The sequence below is a fragment of the Leptospira soteropolitanensis genome, assembly GCF_026151655.1.
Classification (GTDB): domain Bacteria; phylum Spirochaetota; class Leptospiria; order Leptospirales; family Leptospiraceae; genus Leptospira_A; species Leptospira_A soteropolitanensis.
Window position 1 is genome coordinate 1 of sequence record NZ_JAMQPN010000055.1, and the last position, 1,349, is coordinate 1,349.

The 1,349-nt window shown below is 32.3% G+C and carries 3 protein-coding genes; all 3 read right to left on the minus strand.

Annotated elements, in window-relative coordinates:
* Positions 1–164: 164 nt before the first annotated feature.
* Entirely contained in the window at positions 165–419 is a 255-nt protein-coding gene (locus ND811_RS19230; RefSeq protein ID WP_265353593.1) for a CopG family transcriptional regulator, read from the minus strand.
* Entirely contained in the window at positions 394–675 is a 282-nt protein-coding gene (locus tag ND811_RS19235) for a BrnT family toxin (RefSeq protein ID WP_265353594.1), read from the minus strand. Before ND811_RS19235 ends, ND811_RS19230 begins: the two co-directional genes overlap by 26 nt.
* 282 nt (positions 676–957) lie before the next feature.
* A partial coding sequence (locus ND811_RS19240) for a hypothetical protein (protein ID WP_265365559.1) occupies positions 958–1,349 on the minus strand: 392 nt, incomplete at its 5' end.

Here is a 1,349-nt window from a genome sequence, read left to right on the forward strand (position 1 = left end):
ATTTGCCGCAGGCCGAGTGAGGGCTAGTCCCGAAACGTAGCGGGAAGACGCTGTTATACGCTGGCCAGAAATATTGCAATGCTTGTTTTTCTTTACTAAAATTTTTTGGTTTTACTGATTGAGGATTCTGAATTAAATACGGATTACTTATTATAATTTCTATTTTATTTGTGAGCAAATCTATCAGCATATAAATCTAAAACTTTTTTGATCATAGATTGGTAAGGTACACCTGATTTCTTAGATTGAGCTTTGAAAAAACTAATACTTTTCTTGCTTAGTAAAATGGTTACTTTTGAGTTATCTTCTTTTGTAATCAACTTATCCGGAGGAGGTAAGAAATCGTTAATAACTAGAGAAGAATTAATAGCTTTCATTACATCATTAGGAGTTTTAGTGTAATTTGTTTTCTTTTTCATAAAGTTTTTTTCCCTCTCTCCAGAATCCAGCACCGTAGATTCTAATATTCTTTCCTCTTAAAGTAAATCGAACCGTAATAATTCCTTCAGGCACTAAACCAAAACAAAAGAAACGTTCTTCTGATTCTGTAGAATGCACAGTATCTTTTGAAATGATTCTATTTTTATCAAGAAAAGCGAATTGGGCAGTATAAAAGTCAACACCGTGTTTTTCTAGATTTTCCTGATTCTTTTTAGAATCCCATTCAAATTCCACATCCTTAGCTTATATACATTCGTATGTATGTCAATACATATATTTGACTGTATTCTTGAGTATTATTTCTATTTTTTTTTGTCCTCAGAATATATTTTTTCTGGCTTGCGTATAACGAACTAGACTTAACGACGTTCCTCGACCCTGAGTCCCAACGGGACGTTAGGGACTGGCACGTAGCTTGCCTATGCAAGCGAGTGACAGAAGAGGAATGTGGCTTTAGCCCGAGTGAGGGCGCAAGTCCCGAAGCGATGCGTTAAGTCGCTGTTATGCGCAGTGAATTTAGGAAACTAATAGTTTGCTTTGACATTCATGAACCGTGAATATTGCTAGAATGATATCATAAATTGCAAATAGAGAAAGAAAAATTGATGTTATTGATACTGAGTAAAATACTTTAATTTTAGTAAAATAGATTGATTGTATTGGCCAAGATAAATATGGTAAGTCTACGTTTATAAAAATAATTAATAAGAAATTTATTACAAAGGCAAAGAAAATAAAAAGAGTGTTTTCTTTTATTTCTTGAATGGTCGATTCAATTGTTTTCTTTAACTTTGATATTTTTTCAATACTTTCTTTTTTTAGGTTACTTCTATTTAAATAATTTAATAAAAGAGAGTAGATGGACGAAATCGAGCTTATAAGAACAGATACAGTTCCTATGATTAATC

What these genes read in the sequence shown, in the direction of transcription:
- ND811_RS19230 (WP_265353593.1), bottom strand. Translation starts at nt 419, where the DNA reads ATGAAAAAGAAAACAAATTACACTAAAACTCCTAATGATGTAATGAAA.